This is a genomic window from Goekera deserti (assembly GCF_010685995.1).
Lineage (GTDB): Bacteria > Actinomycetota > Actinomycetes > Mycobacteriales > Geodermatophilaceae > Goekera > Goekera deserti.
Genome location: NZ_JAAGWK010000019.1, coordinates 77,205 through 96,771 on the forward strand (window position 1 = coordinate 77,205; position 19,567 = coordinate 96,771).

The following is a 19,567-nucleotide window of genomic DNA, read 5'->3' on the forward strand; positions in this document are numbered from 1 at the left end:
CTGTCCGGACGAGGTCAGCCTGTGGCGAGCTGCGGGACGGCGGCCGACGTCCGCGGCAGCACGGTCTCCAGGTACGACGTCGCCGCGGCGGCCGTGCCCACGTCGCGGCCGGCCTGCTCGGACAGGAACCAGCGGTGCTCCAGGATCTCGTGGAACAGCTCGGCCGGGGCCAGCCGGCCGGCCAGGTGCGCCGGGACGGCCTCGACCACCGGCAGGTACTCCTCGGCCACCCAGCGGTGCGCGGCGACCGTCTCGGCCACCGGGACGCCCGCGGCGCCCTCCAGCTGGGCGCGGTGGCTGCGCAGGTCGTCCAGCAGCCGCCGGGCCTGGTTCTCCGACACGTCCAGCCCGGTGAGCCGGGACAGCTCGCGGCGGTGCTGCCCGGGCTCGCGCACCCGCGTCTCCACCCGGACCCGGTAGCCGTCGCCGTCGGAGACCAGCTCGACCTCGCCGGCGTCGAAGCCGAGCGCGTCCAGCCGGGCGAGCCGGTCGGCGACACCACGGAACTGCTCCCCGCGGCCGACCAGCTCCTCCCGGCCCAGCTCGTCCCACAGCGCCTCGTAGCGGGGGCGGATGCTGCGCGCGGTCTCCACCGGGTCCACGTCGTCGGGCAGCACGCCGGCTGCCAGCAGGTCCAGCAGCTCGGCGCCGACCCGGTCCGCGGCGATGTCGAGGTCGAGGTCACGCTGGCCGGTGGACAGCCGGGCGTGCCGCTCGGTCGTCTCGGCGTCGACCAGGTGCGCGGCGACCGAGCCGGCGTCGGGCCGGAAGAGGGTGTTGGACAGCGAGCAGTCGCCCCAGAAGACCCCCGCCAGGTGCAGCCGCACCAGCAGCACCACGAGGGTGTCCACCAGCTGGTGGGCCGAGCGCTCGGTCCGCGGCGTGGAGAACAGGTGGCGGTAGCTCGTGGAGTACTCCAGGTACCGGGTCACCAGTACCGCCTCCTGGCCACCGGGCCGGTCGACGCAGATGCCGAGCACCCGCACCGCGGGCAGCCCGTCGGCCTCGAACCGGCCCAGCAGCGTGTACTCGCGCCGGGCCAGCGGCTCGGGCAGCTCCTTCAGCGCGTACACCCGGCCCTCGACCGCGACGAACCGCACGACGTGCCGGGAGAGCCCGCGCTGGGGCACCTCGACCAGCCGGTCGTCGTCCCAGTCCGCCAGCGGCTGGTGCCAGGGCAGCGTCAGCAGACCGGTGGCCGCATCGGCGGGCGGACGGAAGAGGTAGCGCATGCGGAACTCCCGGGGGACGGCGTCACGCCCATCGTGACAGCGCGGGACCCGCCGACCGGGGAGGCGCGAGCGTGATGTACCCAGCACTGTCGGTGACGATGTTCCGGTCCCCGCCCTGGGTGCGGACGGGGACCGGACCGGTCAGCCGCCCGGGGTGGGAGCGGCAGCGACCGCCGTCGCGTCCGGCGACGGGGCGGCCGGGGTCGGGAAGACCGGCAGCGGCACCTCGGGCCGCTGCTGCCCCGCGGTGCACCGGTCCAGCTGCAGCGGGACCCCGTAGCGGTCCAGCTCGGTGCGGGCGACCACGTAGTTCTGCGGGAACGACTGCGGCACCGGCACCCCGTCGGTGGCCTGCGGCTGCTCCAGCACCCGGTAGCAGCCGTCGGCCCACCACTCCTGCACGCCCACCTGGAGCGGACGGCCGTCCTGGTCGTAGAGCAGCACCCCCTCCAGCGGCGTGCCGTCGGCGGCGTACGGCAGCACGTCGGTGACCGGCCCGGACCGGGACAGCAGCGGGAACTGGCCCTGGGCCTGCAGCGCGGCCGGCTGGGACACCGACACGTAGACGGGCTCGCGCAGGCGGTCGCCGTGGGTCTGCGCGATCAGCAGCGCCAGCACCGCGAGCAGCAGCCCACCCGCGGCGACCAGCGCACCGAGGGCCCGCGGCAGCGTCTGCCGGCCCAGCAGGAACGAGCCGGCGACCGCGGCCGCGACCAGCACCAGGCCGATGCCCTGGCTGCCGAAGGGCGCGGGGACCGGGAAGTCGTCGACACCGTCGATCTGCAGCAGGCACGGCACGGCCACGAGCAGGTAGCCGCGCAGCACCCACCAGGCCGGGCGCAGGTCGGCCACCAGGCGCCGGGCCTCGCGGGCCGGGTGGGTGGCCAGCACCCGGTCCAGCCGGTCCCTGGTCCCGGCGCCGAGCCAGTCCGGCGCGCTCGCGCGGGCGGGCAGGCCGGCGGCGGCCCGCAGGTCGGCGGCGTAGGCGGCGGGCGCGCCGAGGCGCACGGCCACCGGCCGGTCGTCGTCCTCGTGGGACATCGCCTCCAGGTGCAGGGCGAGGTCCTCCAGCAGCGCCGTCCGGTCGTCCTCGGGCAGGTCGGCGAGCTGGCGGTCGACGGCGGCGAGGTACTCCCGCCCTTGAGCGGAGACGGCGGGGGTGGTCGGCGCGGTCATGCCGCAGCCGGCCCGAGCAGGACGCCGTCGACGGTGTCGACGAACGTCCTCCACGTCTTGGTCGAGTCCTCCAGCACCGAACGCCCCCTGTCGTTGATCGCGTAGTACTTGCGGTGCGGGCCCTCGTCGCTCGGGACGACGTAGGACGTCAGTGCGCCGGCCTGGTGCAGGCGGCGCAGCGTGCCGTACACGGACGCGTCCCCCACCTCGTCGAACCCCGCGGTGCGCAGCCGCCGCACCACGTCGTAGCCGTAGCCGTCGGCGCCGCGCACGACGGCGAGCACGGCGACGTCGAGCACCCCCTTGATCAGCTGGCTGGCGTCCACCGCCACCTCCCTCTCCATGTGCTGCAGCAGGGACGGTAGTGCGGCAGCCGCAGTAGCGCGGGAAGGTGAGGTCCGCCGGCGCGTCGCGGGCCGGCGCCGTCCGCCAGGACCGACACGAACAGCCCGCCGAGATGGCCATCTCGGCGGGCTGTGGGGCGAGACGGGAGCAGTCGAGGCCCGGACAGACGTCGGCCCCCGCGTCCACGAGGGAGGCGGGGGCCGGCGCTGTCTCAACCAGACGTGCACCCGAAGGGATTCGAACCCCTAACCTTCTGATCCGTAGTCAGATGCTCTATCCGTTGAGCTACGGGTGCGTGTGGAGCTGTTCTGTTGTGTGTCCCGGTGTTGCGCGGAGGCTCCGGGATTTGAACCCGGGATGGGGATTAACCCAAACCGCATTAGCAGTGCGGCGCCATAGACCGGACTAGGCGAAGCCTCCCAGTGCCCGAGTGCCCCCGGAACCACCGAGACGGAAGACTACCAGCGGCCCGGACGCCCCCTCCACCGGGGCCCGGCGGCCGGATGCCCGCGGGCACCCGGCCACCGGTCCGCTCAGACGGCGGCGACCTCGACCCGACGGGCCGCCCCGGCCACCGGGACCGGACGCCGACCGGGCAGCAGCGTGACGACGACGGCGAGCGCGGTGGCCACCGCCGACATGACCAGCGCGCCCTCGACCCCGGCCGGGGACTCGATCAGCGCTCCGCCGACCGCGGCACCGACGGCGGAGGCGCCGAAGGCCACGGTGGACAGCCAGGTGAAGGCCTCGGTGGTGGCGTGGGCCGGTGCGATCGAGCCCACCAGGGAACTCTGCACCGTCAGCGTCGGGGCGATCGCCGACCCGCCGAGGAACAGCACGCCGGCCAGCACCCAGGGGCTGGACACGGCCGCCAGCGGCGCCATGCCCAGGGTGACGCCGAGCAGGCCCCACCGGTAGAGCCGGGGCAGGGTGGGATCCGGGGGCAGGGCGGACGACGCCGACACCGAGACGACGCGGGCACCGAACCACAGCCCACCGGCCACCGACCCGAGCGCCCAGACGCCCAGCAGGACACCGGAGAGCCCGGGCGCGCCGGCGGCGTCGGCGAAGGCGGGCACGGCGACCTCGATGGCGCCGAAGCCGAGCATCAGGCCGGTGCCGCTGACCAGCACCCGCGGCATGCCGGGGGTGCGCACGGTGGCGAACAGGCTCTGCTGCACCGGCACCGAGGGCACCAGCGACCGCAACGCGGCACTGCCGGCCAGGCCCAGGGTGCCGATCACGCCCAGCCCGCCCGCCACGGCCAGCGCCCAGCCGGGGTCGGCGAGCAGCGTGATGACCGCGACCAGGGTCGGCCCGGTGACGAAGACGAGCTCGGTGGTGGTGGCGTCCAGGGCGAAGGCGGTGGGCTGCACCCGCGGGTCGGTGCGGGCCCACAGCGCGCGCACGGTGCCGGAGACCAGCGGCGTGCTCGCCCCGGCCAGGGCGGAGGCGGCGATCAGCCCGGCGGTGGGCGCCGCGGCGAGCACCGTGACGGCCAGGACGGCGAGCGACAGCGGGTACGTGACCGCCTCGACGAGCAGCACCGGCCGTGGCCCGCGACGGTCGGCGAGCCGCCCGAGCACGGGTGCGACCACGGCCATGGCGACGCCGTAGGTGGCCGAGGCGGCACCGGCCACCGCGTAGGAGCCGGTCTGCTGCTGCACCATCAGCAGCAGCGCGAGCGGCACCATCGCCGACGGCAGGCGGCCGGCGAAGCCGGAGACGAGGAGGACCGGGGCGGACGGGAGCCGCCACACGGTGAGGTACTGACGCACGGGATGCACTCGCTCGAGGACGAAGGAAACGGGAACAGTAGGCGGTCAAACGCAGTTGACCGCCTACATCTTCCCTCACCATAGAGCACGGGAGGTAGGGGGCCACGTGGATTACGACACCTACGAGTCGAACGCGGTCGAGCTTGCCGTCGACCTGGCGAACACCGGGCGCGACGTGCCGGGATGGGACGAGACCTTCCTCACTGCCCACGAGGACTGGTTCACCCCCGGTACCTCCCTGCACGCCGAGGGCCGGGACGTCGCCCGGCTGGCCGCGCTGGCCGACCTGGTGCGCTCGCTGGCCGCCGCCGACGACCAGGCGAGCGCCATGCGGGGGCTCAACGACCTGCTGGGGCTGGCCCGCCCGCGCCCGTACGCCACCGACCACGACGGCGAGCTGCACCTGCACTACGCCCGGGAGGACGCCGGTCTGCTCGAGCAGGTGACCACGACCGTCGCGATGGGCCTGTCCCAGCTCGTGGTGCAGCACGGCTGGCAGCGGCTGGGCATCTGCTCCGCCGAGACCTGCGACGACGTCTACGTGGACACCTCGCGCAACGCCAGCCGGCGGTACTGCTCCAACACCTGCGCCAGCCGCTCGACCGTGGCCGCCTACCGCGCCCGCCGGCGCACCTGACGACCCACGCTTTCTGTACAGAAAGCGCGAGGTGGGGGGGCGGGTACGGTCCCACGGTGCCGCATCCGCTGACCTGGGACGCCCGCCTGCTCGCCCGCGTCGGACGGCTGCCGGACACCCCGGCCGACGTCTGGCTGCGCCGGCTGTCCAGGGCCGCCGACCACGGCGTGCTGTGGACCGGGCTCGCCGTCGCCCTGGGCACCCGACGGGGCGTGCCCCGGCGGGCGGCCCTGCGCGGGGCCGGGTCGCTGGCAGCCTCCAGCCTGCTGGTGAACGCCGGCCTCAAGCACGTCTTCCGGCGGGTCCGCCCGGACATGGTGGGCGTCGCCCCCACCCGCGCGCTGCGCCGCACACCGCACACGCTGTCCTTCCCCAGCGGCCACTCCGCCTCGGCCGCGGCCTTCGTCACCGGCGTCGCCATGGAGAGCCCACGGCTCGGGGCCGCGCTGGCCCCGCTGGCGCTCGGCGTCGGGTACTCACGGGTGCACGTCGGCGTGCACTACCCGGGTGACGTCGTCGCCGGCATGGTGGTCGGCGGCGCCGTCGCCGCGGCCGGGCAGCACTGGTGGAAGGTGCGCCCGACCGCACCGGCCCGGGTCCGGCCCGGCCGGGACGCACCCGCACTGCCCGAGGGCGAGGGGCTGGTCGTCGCGGTCAACCCGCTCTCCGGCGACGCGCACCACGACCCGGCCGCCGAGGTGCAGCGCCTGCTGCCCCGCGCCGAGGTGCTCACCATCGGCCCGGACGCCGGGGTCACCGAGCTGCTCACCGAGGCCGCCGCGTCGGGCCGGGCGCGCGCCCTGGGCGTGGCCGGTGGCGACGGCAGCGTCGCCGCGGCCGCCGCCGTCGCGCTGGCGCACGGTCTGCCGCTGGCCGTCGTGCCCGCCGGCACGCTGAACCACTTCGCCCGCGACGTCGGCCTGCTCACCCCCCGGGACGCCGTCGACGCGGTGCTCGCCGGGAAGGCCGTCGAGGTCGACGTCGCCGCGGTCAACGGCACGCCGTTCCTCAACACCGCCAGCCTGGGCAGCTACCCCGAGATGGTGGCCCGGCGCGACCAGCTGAAGGGCCGGCTCGGCCGCTGGCTGGCCCTCACCGTGGCCGCGGCCCAGGTGCTGCGCACCGGCACCCCGGTGCGGATGACGGTCAACGGCCGGCTGATCGACGCCTGGATCCTCTTCGTCGGCAACGGCTGCTACACCCCGCGCGGGCTCTCCCCCGCGTGGCGGCCGCGGCTGGAGGACGGCCTGCTGGACGTGCAGTGGCTGCGCGCCGACCTGCGGTTCGGGCGCACCCGCGCGGTGCTGGCCACCCTGCTGGGGATCGGCGAGCACGCCCGCAGCTACGCCCAGTTCCAGACCACGGAGCTGCGGGTGGTCACCCGGTCCGGTCCGCAGCAGCTGGCCTACGACGGCGAGATCGGCGAGACGGCGACCCGCTTCCTGTTCACCAAGGGCGCCCGGCTCACCGTCTACTGCAGCCGCACCGACTGAGCGGCCCGCGTCGGGACGGGCCGGGTCAGCGCAGCCCGCGCCAGCAGGCCCGCAGGTAGCGGGCCTGCAGCGCCCGACGGCGGTCCGCGGGCAGGTCCGCCCGGCCCAGCACGGCGAGCATCGCGGGGAACCGGCGCCGGCGCCACAGCGCCAGCGAACGGGCGGCGGCGTCGGGGAAGAACGTCCGGTGCACCGCGCGGTGGTCGCCGGTGCCGATGCCGTGCCCCGCCGAGCCGGCGTGCAGCCGGATGCTCAGCGAGTGCCGGCCGGTCTCGGCCAGCTGCCCCTGGACCGCCAGCTCGGCGAGCAGCACGTCGTCGGAGGACGGGTAGCTGCCCAGCAGGCCGGTGCGCCACAGCGCCTCGCTGCGCACCAGGCCGGACAGGTAGGGCATCACCGCGATCGCGTGCGGCGTGCCGAGCAGGTCGACGTACTGCTCCAGCCGGCGCTCCAGGTCCGCCGACCAGCTGTGCGGCACCGCCAGCGTCGCGGTGTCCGGGTGCACCGCGCCGGTGGCGTCCACCAGGTCCCAGCCCGGCACGGCCAGCACCACCTCCGGGCGGCTCTCCAGCACCTCCAGGCAGTCGGCCAGGTTGGTGGCGGTGACCAGGTCGTCGCCCATGGCCCAGCGGAAGTACCGCCCCCGGGAGAGGGCGAACACCCGGTTGAAGTTGCGTCCCAGCCCGATGTTCACCGGGTTGCGCACGTAGCGGACCCGCGGGTCCGCGGCGGCCGCGCGGGCGCAGATGGCCGGTGTCGAGTCGGTCGACGCGTTGTCGCACACCACCAGCTCGAAGTCCCCGGCCGTCTGGTCGAGCAGGGTGGCCAGGGTCTGCTGGAGGTACCGCTCGCCGTTGTAGACGGGCAGACCGATGCTCACCAGGGGGACGGCGGAGGGCATGGCCGCATGCTGCCCGACAGCGGCGCGGCGGCAGGCACCCGGGCCGGCACGTCACACGACCGGGTGACGACCACCGCTGCGTCGGGTCGGCGCACCTGACCGGTCGGCTACCGGCACGGCACCGACGGTGACCGGTCGCGCCGCACCCGGTGGGCGGCCCAGCGGACCACCAGCAGCAGGACCAGCGCGGTGGACGCCTCACCGCCCTCCTCCAGGGTCGTGGCGACGACGGTCAGCCCCTGGTGCCCGGTACCGGCGACCTCCTGGGTCAGCTGGTCGAGCCCCAGCGCGGCCGCGGTGTCGGCGAGCAGTGCCAGCACGACGGCCGGCCCGCCCGGCACCGACCAGCGCGCCGCGGTGCGCCACAGCAGCACGGCGACGGCGACGCTCCCCGCCGTCGCCGCGAGCAGCACCACCGACCGCCCGTCCTCGTTCTCCAGGACGCTGTGCTCGCTGGTCAGCTTCGCCCAGCAGAGGGCGGCACCGACCGCGACCACCCCGACCCACCACCGGCGGACCGCCCCGGACGCAGCGAGCGTCCCGCGCAGCGCGGAGCCGGCGGTGAGCGCGAGCAGGACGGTCGTGAACAGCCGGGGCAGACCACCGATCGTGTCCGTCCCCAGCGCCGTCCGCGCGGCGGCGGGCAGGTCGCAGCCGGCGCGGGTGCACGCCAGGGTGGTCGCGAGGCTGGTGGCGAACAGCAGGACGCCGAGCGCCGCGACCCCGACTGCCCACCGGGGCACCAGCTGCGCGGGGGCGCCCGGCACGGCACGGACGTCCCGGCGCAGCGGAGGCGGGTGGCACGTCACGACGGCGATGGTCCCCCGCGACCCTGTGTGCCCGACGGACCGGGACCGGACCACCCGGGCTCCCAGGTCAGCAGGTCGCAGCCCCGTGCTGACCGAGCGCCGGCCGGGCAGCCGCACTACGGTCCGGGTGGGGTTGGTCCGGTGATCACCAGGGCACAGGACCAGCCGACGTCCACGATGGGAAGAGGTCTGCACATGTTGGTCCGCCGGATCGCCCGGCCGTTGCTCGCTGCGTCGTTCGTGTACGGAGGCGTCGACACCCTCCGCAACCCGTCGTCCCGCGTGCCCGGCGCCACCCCCGTCGTCGAGCAGATCACCGGGCAGGCGGACAAGACGCTGCCGGTGCAGGTGCCCCGCGACGTGGAGCAGTGGGTCAAGATCGACGCCGGGGTCAAGGTGACCGCCGGCTCGCTGTTCGCGCTGGGCAAGCTGCCCCGGCTGTCCGCGCTCGCGCTGGCCGGCTCGATCGTGCCCACGACGCTGGCCGGGCACCGTTTCTGGGAGGAGTCCGACCCGGAGAAGAAGTTCAGCCAGCAGGCCCACTTCCTCAAGAACCTCGGCCTGCTCGGCGGGCTGTTGATCGCCGCCGTGGACACCGAGGGCCGGCCGTCGGTCGGCTGGTGGGCCAAGCGCAGCGCGGCCGGGGCCGCGGCCGCCGCCGAGGCGAGCTTCACCAAGGCACAGAAGAACGCGGCCAAGGCGCAGAAGAACGCCGCGAAGCAGGCCAAGAAGGCCAAGAAGTCCGCCGGTCTCTGACCGGCCCGTGCCACCCCTGACGCCCGCGGGCGCGCTCCGGAGGATCGCCTTCCTCCTGGAACGCGCCCGCGAGCCGTCCTACCGCGTGCAGGCGTTCCGGACGGCGGCCGCGGTCGTCGACTCACTGGACGCCGACGAGCTGGACCGGCGCATCCGCACGCGGACCCTCACCGACCTCAAGGGCATCGGTGCGAAGACCGGCACGGTGGTCACCGAGGCGCACCGCGGCGAGCTGCCCGCCTACCTCGCCGGCCTGGAGCAGCAGTACGCCGAGATCGCCCCGCAGGCCAGCGCCGCCGCGGCCCTGCGGGCGGCGCTGCGCGGTGACCTGCACACCCACTCGGACTGGTCCGACGGCGGCAGCCCGATCCGGGAGATGGCGGAGGCCGCGATCGGCCTGGGCCACGAGTACCTCGCCCTCACCGACCACTCCCCCCGCCTCACGGTCGCCAACGGGCTGACCGCGGCGCGCCTGGAGCGGCAGCTGGACGTGGTGGCCGAGCTGAACGCCGAGCTGACCCCGTTCCGGGTGCTCACCGGCATCGAGTGCGACATCAACGCCGACGGCAGCCTCGACCAGGAGGCCGAGCTGCTGGGCCGGCTGGACGTCGTCGTGGCCAGCGTGCACTCCGACCTGCGGGCCGACCGGGCGGCGATGACCGACCGGATGCTGGCCGCGGTCGAGAACCCGCTCAGCGACGTGCTCGGGCACTGCACCGGCCGCCTGGTGATCGGTCGCCAGCAGCGCAACGGCACCCAGCGGCCACGGCCGGAGAGCCAGTTCGACGCCGAGGCCGTGTTCGGTGCCTGCCGGGACACCGGCACCGCCGTGGAGGTGAACTCCCGGCCCGAGCGGCTGGACCCCCCGATGCGGCTGCTCGCCCTGGCCGCCGAGATCGGCTGCGTGTTCGCCATCGACACCGACGCGCACGCCCCCGGCCAGCTGGACTGGCAGGACGCCGGGTGCGCCCGGGCCGTCGAGTGCGGGCTCGGCGCCGACGACGTGGTCAACACCCGCACGGCCGAGGACCTGCTGGCCTGGACCCGCAGCGGCTGACCCGGCTCAGGACGGCGGCGCTGCCGCCTCGGCGTCGCGGGCCGCGTCGTTGGCCTTGCCGAGCACGTGCACCTGGCGGAACCAGAACGGCACCGCGACCCAGTAGGCCAGCGCGAAGCCCCACGCCGCGCCCTCGGCGCCACCCAGGTACAGCCCGCCCAGGCCAAAGACGACGAGCATGCCGGAGACCGCGGCGTGCACGGCGAAGATCGCGTCCCCCCGGCCCATGCCGTACACGACGGTCGCCGGGCCGACCGACAGCAGGTTGCCCACCTGGCCGACGACGGAGGCCAGCAGCACCATGCGGGCACCGGCCCACGTGTCGTCCAGCAGCACCTCGCCCCAGGTGTCGGGGAGCAGCAGCATCCCGGTGCCCCACACCAGCCCGCCGACCGCGAGCAGCCCACCCAGCCCACCAGCGGCCAGCAGCCGGGGCCGGGTGCGCAGCTGCGGGCGCCGGGAGATCTCCGGGACACCGAAGGCGCCGGCGCTGGCCGCGAGCAGCGACAGCGGCCCGATCAGCACCTGCGCCCCGCGCAGCGACCCCACGTCGGACAGCGTGCCCAGCGCGCCGATCAGCAGCAGCGCCCCCTGGTAGGCGCCCTGGAGCAGCAGCGCCTCGGTGAGCAGCCACCGGGTGAGGTCCCAGTGGTTGCGCAACCACGTACGGGTGGCCCGCACCCGGGGGGCGGTCGCCCCCTGCTGGGCGCCGAGCACGGCCGCGGCCGCCGCCGCGAGGCCCCAGGCGATTACGAAGGGCACCGCGGAGTCCAGCCCCACGGCGAGCAGCACGCCGACGGCGACCAGCTGCAGCACGGTCCACACGCCGTCGAGCATCGCCGCCAGGTGCGGCTTGCCCTGGGCGAAGAAGGCCATCCGCCAGGCGTCCTGCACCAGTAGGCCGGGCAGCAGCAGCGCCATGGCGAGCAGCGCCGTGCCGACGCCGCCACCGGCGACGAGCCCGGCCACCAGGGCGAGGACGCCGAGTCCGAACCCCACCACGGCGGCGGTGCCGGTCGACTGGCCCGCGGCGGTGCGGAACTCGGCCGGGCCGACCGCGGTGAACCGCATCATCATCGGTTGGCTGCACAGCGACCGGGACACCAGGACGGCGACGGAGTAGACGGTGAAGGACACCGTGAAGGCCCCGAACGCCTCCTTGTCCACCGCCTTGGCGACCAGCAGCGACAGTGCCAGGTTGCTGAAGCTGGACAGCGCCTGGTCCACGAGGTTCCAGCCCGCACGGCGGGCCAGTCGCACCACGGTGCTGCGGCCGCCGCGGGCGGCGGGCTCCTCGACCGGTGCCGCGGGCTCGCCGGCCGGCGGGGTCACCTGGGCCGGGACGTCGGCGATCTCCTCCCGGTCCACCCCGTCACGGTAACCGCCGGCCCGGGGGCGGCCATCACCTGATCGGGTGCGCACCGCTGCGCCCACGGCGCCGTCCCGGGCGGGGACCGATACGATCTCTCCACCAACCCGAGAGTTGGGCTGGCACCCGTTCCACGGCCTCCGGGACCGACACAGAAGGGCAGGCCGCGTGAGAGTGCACGTCGTCTACCGCTACTACGCCGGTGAGAACATGAAGGACCGACCGGCCGGCTACAGCAAGACGCTGTGCCTGCAGTCGTTCCTGCGTGCGGTGGAGTCCGCCGACGTGGACGTCACCTTCCTCACCGACGGCCCGGCGACGAGCACGGACCGGCCGCTGATGGAGTCGGTGGGCACCGTGGTGCAGCTGCCCGGCGTCGGGATGCGGGGCTCGTACCTGGCCGCGCTGCGGTACGCGACGTCCGGCCGCTGGCCCGACGAGGACTTCGTGCTGTTCAGCGAGGACGACTACCTGTTCCGGCCCGACGCGCTGGTGAAGCTGACCCGCGCCGTCGAGGCCCTCCCGGACGTCGACTACCTGGCCCTGTACGGCGGTCCGCCGAACCCCGAGGTCACCACGGACAACGCCCTGAACGCCCGGGTGCCCGCCGGGTGGCGCACGCTGCCGCCGTGGGAGGTCGACGGCGACCGGTGGGTGCAGATCGACAACACCACCAGCTCGTTCGGCGGGCGGGTCGGCGCGCTCACCGAGGACATGGGCGTCTTCCGGTTCTGCATGGTGCCGCACAAGAACATGCTCCGGGACCACGACACGGGGCTGCTCCTGCAGGGCTACGAGCCCTACCCGTACGCGCCGCTGGTGAAGGCGATGGTGGGCCTGGCGCCGGGCGACCGGCGGGAGCGGGTCCGCTCGGCGGTGCTCGCCCCGTTCTACCTGGCCACGAACCTGCGGGCACACCGCCGGGCCTCCCGGCGCCGGTTGTTCCTGGCCGCCTCGCCGAACCTGGCCACCCACATGGAGACGGGGCTGATGGCCGCCGGCACCGACTGGGCGGCCGTGGCCGAGGACGTGCGCCGCTGGGCGGCCCCGCGACCCGTCGGCGACCCGGCGGCCGTGGAGCCGCCGGTCCGGCCCGGGGCCCGGGCCGGCGGCTGAACCCGACGGGCGGCGTCCCCGACGGGGGAACGGCTCAGAAGAGCTCGCGGTAGAGCGCGGCCGACTCCGGCATCCGGGTGTCCCCGTAGAGCAGCCACCGGCCGTCGTCGTTGCCGACGTTGTACTGCACCTCGTACAGCAGCTGCCCCGGCCCGGTGCCACCGTGCTTGCTGAAGAAGTCGTACATGCCCTGGATGAAGGCCGGCGAGTCGCCGGCGTCGGCGTTGCCGGACCACTCCGACACGACCAGCGGCTTGCCGACGCTCTTCGCGAACGCGAGGTGCTGGTCCAGGCCCTTGGGCCCGCCGAACTCGTCCACGTCGTCCAGGCTGGACGCCCAGTCGTCGGCGTCGGCCACGTAGGGGAAGTTGTTGTAGTAGTCCACGCCGAGCACGTCGACGTACTCGGCGCCCGGGAAGGTCTCCCGCCAGTCGATGCCGGTGTCGACCGACTCGCGGTTCACCGAGAACACCAGCTGCGACTCCGGGAAGACCTCCTGCTGCAGGGCCCGGTAGCGGATCCACGCCGCACGGAAGTCCTCCGCGTCGTCCTCGGTGACCTTCCAGTCGTACCAGTTGCCGTTCATCTCGTGGGCGAAGCGGATGTACATGGTGGCGGTGCGGTCGCCCCAGATCCCCTTGAGGTTGGTCAGCGACTCCCGCCAGCGGTCGTCGTAGTCGCCGGCGGCCGCGCCGGCCCAGGTCTCGCCGTCGCCGATCGCGCCCACGGCGACGTCGAGCGGGGCGTCGTAGCCGTCCAGCTCACCCCCGGGCTGCAGCTGGGTGAGCCGCACCATGGCGTCGTTGTTGTCCACCCACGTGGAGGAGACCTCGACCGGACGCCCGCGCCACTGCCCGATCTCGCCGGTGATCGACCCCGGCCCGGAGACCCCGGACAGCCAGGTCGCGTTCCCGCCGCCGGGGCCCTCGCCGGTGGCCGGGCCGTCGCCGTCCTCCCCCTGGGTGACGACGAGTGCCACGACCACCACCACGACGAGCAGGGCGGCCAGCAGGGCCCACAGTCGGGCGCTCGGCCCGCGGCGCGCGGCGGCCGGGGCGCTGTGCCGGGGCCCGGACTCGTCGAGCGCCGTCGACCCGCCGACGGGCGTGTCGGTCTCGGGTGGTACCGACATGGGGTCCTCCTCGTCGCGAACGGGTACGTGCAGCTGCGGCGCAGGCGAGCACACCGACCCGGGACCGGTCCGGGCTGCGACTCTCACCTCACCTGAGGGTGGGTCGACAGCGACTGTACCTGCTGGTCACCGCCATGATGCCCGTCCGGATCGACGTGGTGGCACCGGTCGGCGCACGCCCCGGGCCAGTGACACGGTGGGTGACCGGGGCACTACCAGCCGACCGAGGCCGGACGGCATCCTCCCACCCATCAGTGCGTGTCCGATCACCCTGCGCAGCGACCGCTCCGCTGACGCACAGCAGGCTCCCTGCCGGCGTTGCCCCACGTGGCTCGACGGCGTCCAATCCGGAAGGTTGTGGGGCAGTGGCCCACGACGACGTGGTCTCTGGAGGACTCTGTGGACGAACCTGGCATCCGAAGGCCCGCGGCACCGCCCCGCTGGTCGGTCTCGGTCAGTCCCGACGTGCTCGTCGGCTGCCTGGTGGCCGTCGCGGTCCTGGTCACCTTCAGCGCGGGCATCAGTGCCGCGCTGGTCACCGCCGCGACCCTGGTCTTCCTGTGGGGTCTGGTCGTCGGCGCCCGGAGCATGCTGGCCTCCCGCTCGTGGCGGGCGCCGGCCAGCTCGGCACACGCCCTGCTCGCCGCCAGCGCGCTCGCCGTCGTGGGCGCCGCCTCCGCCATCACCCTCGGCGAGGCAGCTCCCCCGCAGCAGACCGCCTCCGCCGCCCAGGAGCGCCCGGTCGACCGGACCGGGGACCCGGCGACCGTCGACGGCGGGGCGACCCCGGGGACCACGGCCGGCACCACCGGGCCCGACGTCGCCGGCACCACGCCCGACAGCAGCACGCCGGTCGGCCGGCCCGGCCGCAGCACGCCGCTCCCGGCCGTCGTGCCCGGCGACGACCCCGCGACCGGCACCACGTCGTCCTCCCGGCCGTCCAGCGGGCCGACCGTGCCCGGCGCGGCCGGCAGCACGACGTCGCCGACCGTGCCGCGGCTGCCCCAGCCGGGCGCGGCGGCCACCACCACCGCGCCCCCGGCGGCGACCACGTCGAGCAGCACGACCACCCCCGGCGCCGCGACCACGGCCCCGACCACGCCCCCGGTCACCACCCCGGCGCCGACCACCCCACCCGCGGCGGACACCGCCCCGGTCACGACCCCGGCGCCGGTCACCACCCCGGCCCCGGTCACCACCCCGGCGCCCGAGCCCGTCGAGGAGCCGGAGCCCAGCGCCGAGGCGACCGAGCCGGTGGCCGAGGCGACCGACTGGCTGGACGACTCCTCCGACGACCAGGCCCCGCCCTCGTCCTCGGAGCCCGAGCCGGGCTGGGACGAGCTCGTCGAGTCGATCAACGGCGGCTGACCCACCGGGACAGCAGCCGGCAGCGGCACGCACGACCTGCACCATCGACGAGGCCGGGGACGCACCGCGTCCCCGGCCTCGTCGCGTCTGCCCACCAGGACCTGCAGCGATCGCGGCAGACACCCCGTCCCGTCCTGTCCGGGTCGCCGTGCCGACACCCGGCGGCGGGCCGTCAGCGGACGGCGTCGCCCGTCGGTGGCCGGTCCTCGGTCACGGCGCTGCCCCGGCGACGGACCGGGCGCTGCCCGAGCACGCCCCAGCTCACCACGGCGTAGCGGCCCAGCAGGAGCTCGAACAGGACCGGCATCGCCAGCCCCGCACCCAGGGAGAGCACGAAGGCCAGCGCGGTGCTGTCCACCCCGAGCCGGCCGGTGACCACCGACATCCCGGACGTGCCGAACACGTGCAGCAGGTAGATGCCGAAGGAGAAGCCCCCGAGCCAGCCCAGCGCCCGGGAGCGCAGGTACCCGCGCACGGCCAGCAGGAGCAGCACCCCGCACACCCCGACGCCCAGGGACAGCGCCCGGTCGGGCACCGGCGGCCACGCCGCACCGCCGGCAAGGCCCCACAACCGCAGGGTCAGCAGCGGCACGAAGGCCACGCCGACCGCCACGACCAGGGGTCGACGCAGGAGCTGCCGCGGGAAGCGGTGGGCGGCCACGCCGATCAGGAAGAACGGCAGCAGCCGGAGCGTGCCGCCCAGGCTGAACAGGTCCGGGCTGACCGGGAGCAGGTCCACGCTGGTGACGAAGAACAGCAGGCACGCCACGGCGAAGGCGGCGCCCCACCCCGGCAGCCGACCCAGCGCGCCGAGCGCGTCGAGCAGACCGACCAGCAGGAAGATCAGGAAGATCGCCTGCAGGAACCACAGGTGCTCGTAGCTGAACACGAACACGCGCGGCAGGTCACCGGCCACCGGACGACGGTTGACGTCCGGGGCGGCCAGCTTCACCAGGAACAGCAGCGTGCCGACGGTGACCAGCGGCACGACCAGCCGCCGGACCTTCCCGCGGAACAGGCCTCCGAGCTCCGCCCGGGTGCGGACCGGGCGCAGCGCGTAGACGTACCCGGACAGCACCGTGAACAGCGGCATCCGCAGGTCCTCGAGCGCCAGGTAGGAGAAGCGCCAGGCGGAGTCGTCGGCCACCGCGAGGCCGCCCTGGTCGTCGCCGCCGATCACGTGACCGGCCACCATGAGCAGGACGGCGAGCCCGCGCAGCGACTGGACCCCGAGGTCTTTCTGCCCACCACCGCCCGCACCGCCGGGCACTGCCCGACCGGCCGCCCGCGGGCTGCCGGCGACCCCGTCAGGTGTGGACGACACCGGTCAGCGGGCGCTGTGCGGACTCGACGCGGTGCTGCAGGGCGGGGAGCTGGTCGGACTCACGGGGGCCGACCGCCGCGACCACGCCACCGGCCTGGCCGACCAGCGCGTAGGCGAGCGGGCTGACCGTGATCGGGGCGGACTGCAGCAGCACCAGGTCGTAGGACCCGGCGAGACGGCTCAGCGCCTTGGACAGGCCCTCCTCGTCCAGCCGCACCGGCCCCTCCGCCCAGCCGAGCGTGGCCAGCCCGAGGACGGCGCCGGTCGGGAGCCCCGCCGGCGACAGCGGGACGACCACGTCCACCTCACCGCCGTCCGCGCTGCCGAGCTCGTCGAGCACCCGGGGCGGAGCGGCCACACCGGCGGTGGCCAGCAGCGCGCGGGCCTCCGGGTCGGCGTCCACGAGCAGGACGCGGCGGCCCTGGCCGGCGGCGCTGACAGCGAGTCCGTAGGCGACCTCGGCCTGTCCGCTGTCCTTGGTGGCGCCGGTGACCAGCACCGGACCGGGGGTGTCCCGGCGGGCGTAGTCGAGGGCGACCAGGGCCATCGCGGCGTCGGTGGAGCGGTCGGTGTCGGCCGTGCCGGCACCGCGCCCACCGCCGGAGCCGGCCCGCACCGTGCCCAGCACCCGGGGTCCACCGACGTCCGTCCCGGACTCCGGGCGCCGCGACGGCGAGCGGCGGGCCAGGGCGATGCCGCAGACGGCCAGGGCGGCCACGGCGGCCAGGATGGCGCCGTCCCGCAGCGGGTTCGGGGCCGAGGGCTCCATCGGGACCAGCGCGGGGACGGCCTCGTAGACGCCGTCGCCGTACACGGCGGCCTGCGTCTGGATCTGGTCGGCGACCGAGGGGGTCGTGGTCGCGGCGATGGCCTGGGCGGCCTCGTCGGCCACCCGCTGCAACGAGTACTGCCGGTAGGCGTCGATCACCGCGTTCACCCGGTCGGCTGCCTCCTGGCCCGTCTCCGCGGAGACGTTGACGGTGACCAGGTCGTCCTCGGTCGAGCCGGTGACCTCGAGGGAGTCGGAGAGCTCGGTCAGCGTCGTGTCGTCGTCCAGCTGGCCCAGGGCGATGTCGAGCACGGGCTGGGTGCCGATGATGGCGACCTGGTTGGCGACGAAGCGGGACGGGTCACCGAAGGGCTGGTTGCCCAGCGGGTCGAAGTCCTGCGAGGAGGTCAGGACCACCCGACCGGTGGCCGTGTACGTCTCGGCCTGCAGGCTGCTGAGCAGGTACCCGCCGACGGCGGCGACCAGGGCGGCTGCCAGGATGGCCCACCGGGCGCGCCACAGCGCTCGGCCGACCACGGACGTGGTCTCCGCCTCGGAAGCGCTCGCGGTCGGTTCCAGCACAACTGTCTCCTCGGGCTGTGGGGCGGGGGGCGCGGCGGCCGACTCGTGCGCCAGGGCCGAATGACCGCTCCGACGAGTCTGGCACGAGACGTCATCCTGACCGGCCCGCCGCCTCCGGGTGTCCCTCCATCGGGGGTCACGGGTGCGCACGGACGGGGTACGCGGCTCCCCGCACGTATCGTTCCCGGGACAGCTCCTCCCGTCCGCCGGTCGGGACGGGAGCCCGGTCTCGTCCTGACGGCGCGTGCGCGCCGCGGAGAGGTGCGATGGTGTTCCGCGACCCAGCCTGGCAGCTCCGCCGCGCGTCGACCACCCGAGGTGGTCACCGGTGACGCTGATCGCCTCGGACGCGGGCACCCCGACCGACCCGGCCCCCGCCGGCCCGACCGCTGCCCCGGTGGCGACGACCGGTCCCGTACCGCCCCGGCGCCTGCCCCGGACGCTGCGCACCCCGCCCGCGACCACCACCGCGTGGACGCGGTTCGACCTGCGGGTGATCACCGTCTGGATCGTGTCGATGCTGGTGACCCAGCGGCTCGGCCTGCCGCTGACCGCGGGGTCGGTCTCGCTGTCGCTGCCCATCACCTACGTGGCCGTCGTCGTCCTGCTGGTGCGCCGCCGCCTGACGGTCAGCCGGCTGCGGCTCGAGCTCTTCGTGCTGGCCGCCACCGCGTGCCTGGCGGCCGTGGCCTGGGTGTCGCTGGACGGGGTCAGCTACTCGATGACCTCGCTGCTGCTGCTCATCGCGGTCTACGTGCCCTGGACGCTGCGCTCGACCGACGGCGACACGACCGGCCTGGTGCACGCGGCCAACGTCTTCCTGCACTCCATGCTGGTCCTGGCCGCGGTCGGGATCGTGCAGCTGGGCAGCCAGCTGGTCGGCGTGTGGTCCTACCGGGACTACCTGGCCGACGTGGTGCCGGAGGACCTGTTCATCCCGATCTACAACACGAACATCCCCCTGCTGTTCGGCTCGTCGTCGTTCAAGGCCAACGCCTTCGTGATGATCGAGCCGTCGTTCCTCTCCCAGTTCTGCGCGCTGGCCGTCGTCATCGGCCTGATGACGCACGTGCGGGCCTGGAAGATCCTGGTGCTGTGCGGCGGGCTGGCGTCCGCGGTGTCCGGCACGGGCATCGTCCTGCTGCTGGCCGGCGTCCTGCTGCTCCTGCTGCGGGCACCGCAGCGCATCCGGATCAGCCACGTGGTGGCTGCCGCGGTCGTCGTCCTGATCACCCTGCTGGGGCCCACGGCCCCCCTGCTGCTGGGCCGCACGGGCGAGGTGTCGCAGACCAACAGCAGCGGCAACACCCGGTTCGTGACGCCCTACACCAGTGCGGTGGAGCGGCTGGAGAGCGAGCCCGGGCTCTACCTGGCCGGCGGTGGGCCCGGCATGTCCGACGGGGTCGCGGCCACCCCGGGCCAGATCGGCGCCAACTTCACCATCGTGCCCAAGCTGGTGCTCGAGTACGGGCTGCTGGCCGGCGGTCTGTTCACCCTCTTCCTGCTGTTCTGCCTGCTCGACGGGGTGCCCTGGCGGGTGGTGCCGGGCACGGTGGTGGTCATGCTGTTCTTCCTGTCCGGCGCCCTGCTGCAGCCGCAGACCGCGTTCATCGCCTGGATCCTGACCGGCCTGGGGGCGCACGCCCGACCCAGCTGGAGCGGCCCTCGTCCCGCCCGGTGGCGGCCTCGGCGCAGGGCCGCCCCGATCGGATGACTGCGCGCG

At 74.8% G+C, this 19,567-nt stretch carries 17 protein-coding genes and 2 tRNA genes; 7 read left to right on the forward strand and 12 right to left on the reverse strand.

Annotated features, from left to right (window positions below; translation table 11 throughout):
• Positions 1–14: 14 nt before the first annotated feature.
• The 6 genes from G1H19_RS13450 to G1H19_RS13475 all read right to left on the reverse strand — a co-directional run bounded on the left by G1H19_RS13450 (position 15) and on the right by G1H19_RS13475 (position 4,531).
• Positions 15–1,232: a DUF4032 domain-containing protein gene (locus G1H19_RS13450; protein WP_152729459.1), complete on the reverse strand. Its 1,218-nt coding sequence runs from the start codon at positions 1,230–1,232 to the stop codon at positions 15–17.
• Between the two features lie 141 nt (positions 1,233–1,373).
• Positions 1,374–2,408, reverse strand: a complete 1,035-nt coding sequence (locus G1H19_RS13455) for an HAAS signaling domain-containing protein (protein ID WP_152729458.1) — start codon at positions 2,406–2,408, stop codon at positions 1,374–1,376.
• Complete coding sequence (locus tag G1H19_RS13460) at positions 2,405–2,752, reverse strand: PadR family transcriptional regulator (RefSeq protein ID WP_152729457.1); 348 nt, start codon at positions 2,750–2,752, stop codon at positions 2,405–2,407. The genes G1H19_RS13455 and G1H19_RS13460 overlap by 4 nt, the downstream gene beginning before the upstream one ends.
• Positions 2,753–2,975: 223 nt before the next feature.
• Positions 2,976–3,048 (reverse strand) — tRNA-Arg (locus G1H19_RS13465).
• A 36-nt stretch (positions 3,049–3,084) separates the two neighbouring features.
• A tRNA-Ser gene (locus G1H19_RS13470) sits at positions 3,085–3,173 on the reverse strand.
• Positions 3,174–3,286: 113 nt separating this feature from the next.
• On the reverse strand, positions 3,287–4,531 hold the full coding sequence (locus tag G1H19_RS13475) for an MFS transporter (protein ID WP_162392917.1): 1,245 nt from the start codon (positions 4,529–4,531) through the stop codon (positions 3,287–3,289).
• Positions 4,532–4,637: 106 nt separating this feature from the next.
• Here G1H19_RS13475 and G1H19_RS13480 point away from each other — a divergent pair, with 106 nt between their 5' ends.
• Both G1H19_RS13480 and G1H19_RS13485 read left to right on the forward strand, forming a co-directional pair.
• Positions 4,638–5,168 (forward strand): CGNR zinc finger domain-containing protein, encoded by a 531-nt coding sequence (locus G1H19_RS13480; RefSeq protein WP_162392916.1) that lies wholly within the window; start codon positions 4,638–4,640, stop codon positions 5,166–5,168.
• A 56-nt stretch (positions 5,169–5,224) separates the two neighbouring features.
• The gene (locus G1H19_RS13485; protein WP_162392915.1) at positions 5,225–6,661 is read left to right on the forward strand and encodes a bifunctional phosphatase PAP2/diacylglycerol kinase family protein; all 1,437 of its coding nucleotides are present in this window, start codon (positions 5,225–5,227) and stop codon (positions 6,659–6,661) included.
• A 25-nt stretch (positions 6,662–6,686) separates the two neighbouring features.
• Here the strand turns inward: G1H19_RS13485 and G1H19_RS13490 are convergent, their stop codons facing one another.
• Together G1H19_RS13490 and G1H19_RS13495 are read right to left on the reverse strand one after the other, a co-directional pair.
• Positions 6,687–7,562 (reverse strand): glycosyltransferase family 2 protein, encoded by an 876-nt coding sequence (locus G1H19_RS13490; RefSeq protein ID WP_152729455.1) that lies wholly within the window; start codon positions 7,560–7,562, stop codon positions 6,687–6,689.
• Between the two features lie 107 nt (positions 7,563–7,669).
• Positions 7,670–8,371, reverse strand: coding sequence for a hypothetical protein (locus G1H19_RS13495; protein WP_152729454.1), 702 nt, complete (start codon positions 8,369–8,371; stop codon positions 7,670–7,672).
• Between the two features lie 195 nt (positions 8,372–8,566).
• Between G1H19_RS13495 and G1H19_RS13500 the strand changes: the two genes are divergently transcribed.
• Complete coding sequence (locus G1H19_RS13500) at positions 8,567–9,127, forward strand: DoxX family protein (RefSeq protein WP_152729453.1); 561 nt, start codon at positions 8,567–8,569, stop codon at positions 9,125–9,127.
• A 7-nt stretch (positions 9,128–9,134) separates the two neighbouring features.
• Complete coding sequence (locus tag G1H19_RS13505) at positions 9,135–10,184, forward strand: PHP domain-containing protein (protein ID WP_235928108.1); 1,050 nt, start codon at positions 9,135–9,137, stop codon at positions 10,182–10,184.
• A 6-nt stretch (positions 10,185–10,190) separates the two neighbouring features.
• Here the strand turns inward: G1H19_RS13505 and G1H19_RS13510 are convergent, their stop codons facing one another.
• Entirely contained in the window at positions 10,191–11,552 is a 1,362-nt protein-coding gene (locus G1H19_RS13510) for an MATE family efflux transporter (protein WP_152729452.1), read from the reverse strand.
• Positions 11,553–11,721: 169 nt separating this feature from the next.
• Here G1H19_RS13510 and G1H19_RS24565 point away from each other — a divergent pair, with 169 nt between their 5' ends.
• Positions 11,722–12,669, forward strand: a complete 948-nt coding sequence (locus G1H19_RS24565) for a glycosyltransferase family protein (protein ID WP_152729451.1) — start codon at positions 11,722–11,724, stop codon at positions 12,667–12,669.
• Positions 12,670–12,703: 34 nt separating this feature from the next.
• Here G1H19_RS24565 and G1H19_RS13520 read toward each other — a convergent pair whose 3' ends face one another.
• Complete coding sequence (locus G1H19_RS13520) at positions 12,704–13,801, reverse strand: glycosyl hydrolase (RefSeq protein WP_152729450.1); 1,098 nt, start codon at positions 13,799–13,801, stop codon at positions 12,704–12,706.
• Between the two features lie 399 nt (positions 13,802–14,200).
• Between G1H19_RS13520 and G1H19_RS13525 the strand changes: the two genes are divergently transcribed.
• Positions 14,201–15,169 carry a hypothetical protein gene (locus G1H19_RS13525; protein WP_152729449.1) on the forward strand — a complete coding sequence of 323 codons (969 nt, stop codon included), beginning with the start codon at positions 14,201–14,203 and terminating at the stop codon, positions 15,167–15,169.
• Between the two features lie 172 nt (positions 15,170–15,341).
• On the opposite strand, the gene G1H19_RS13530 is transcribed toward G1H19_RS13525, so the two are convergent.
• Positions 15,342–16,439 carry an acyltransferase family protein gene (locus tag G1H19_RS13530; protein WP_152729448.1) on the reverse strand — a complete coding sequence of 366 codons (1,098 nt, stop codon included), beginning with the start codon at positions 16,437–16,439 and terminating at the stop codon, positions 15,342–15,344.
• 37 nt (positions 16,440–16,476) lie between these two features.
• A complete protein-coding gene (locus G1H19_RS13535) occupies positions 16,477–17,844 on the reverse strand; it encodes a Wzz/FepE/Etk N-terminal domain-containing protein (RefSeq protein ID WP_162392913.1) in 1,368 nt (455 codons plus the stop codon).
• A 328-nt stretch (positions 17,845–18,172) separates the two neighbouring features.
• Here G1H19_RS13535 and G1H19_RS13540 point away from each other — a divergent pair, with 328 nt between their 5' ends.
• Complete coding sequence (locus G1H19_RS13540) at positions 18,173–19,558, forward strand: hypothetical protein (RefSeq protein WP_152729446.1); 1,386 nt, start codon at positions 18,173–18,175, stop codon at positions 19,556–19,558.
• The last annotated feature ends 9 nt before the right edge of the window (positions 19,559–19,567 follow it).